The sequence below is a fragment of the Methylobacterium sp. WL103 genome (genome assembly GCF_008039885.1).
Lineage (GTDB): Bacteria > Pseudomonadota > Alphaproteobacteria > Rhizobiales > Beijerinckiaceae > Methylobacterium > Methylobacterium cerastii.
Window position 1 is genome coordinate 1 of the sequence record NZ_VRUX01001131.1, and the last position, 736, is coordinate 736.

Annotated in this window: 1 pseudogene; it reads right to left on the reverse strand. The window is 70.4% G+C overall.

The features are described from left to right. Nucleotides 1-216: pseudogene (locus tag FV222_RS28230) on the reverse strand (L,D-transpeptidase); the annotation flags it as partial. Between the last annotated feature and the right edge of the window lie 520 nt (nt 217-736).

A 736-nucleotide genomic window follows, 5' to 3' on the forward strand; every position in this document is an offset into this window, starting at 1 on the left:
CTCCGAGGCCGTGGCGCGGTCGGGCACGGCGCGGCCGAACTCGACGCGGCCGGCATAGGGCTCGTAGCGGCCGCCGCGGAGGCGGTAGAGCGCGCCGGACTGGTCCTGGAACAGGCGGTCGTCGTCGCCGACGCCGTCGATGGCGCTCGACGCGAGGGCGCCCCGTCCCTGAGCGTGCACGGGTGCGGTCGCGGACAGGCTCGCGAGGCCGGTCATCGCGCCGGCGAGCAGGAGGCTTCGCAAAGTATTCGGCATGGCGGTTCGAAACGTCCTTGATCCGAGGTCCCCGGGCCGGCGACGGGCCGGCACGGAACCTTGAGTCACGCGGTCGAGCGGCAGGCGGCCGCGATCCGGTGGTGACGGGCAAGGCTTAGCAAGTCACGGCCCGTCGCGTCATCCTTCGCCGTGTTGCGGAATCCGTTTCCTGGCGCGGCGTCGATTCCTTGCAACGGTGGCAGCCCTGTCGGCCCAGGTCTTCAACGGGCCGAAATCTGACCCGTGAAATCCGCCGGCGTCGCGGCGGCAAGCCTTTACCATGTGCCGTCCTCGTCGGCAGAGCGGGGACAAGTTGCGACGGGGCGATTGATTTGTCGCCCGACCTGACGGCAACAGTATCGCAGCCCTCTCGATCTTCGGACATCTCCCCGTGACATCCGCTTCGAACTTGCGCGCGCGCCTCGCGGCGTCGCTCCTGGCGCTCGCCTGCGTCGTCGCGACGCCCGCAGCCGCACGGGAG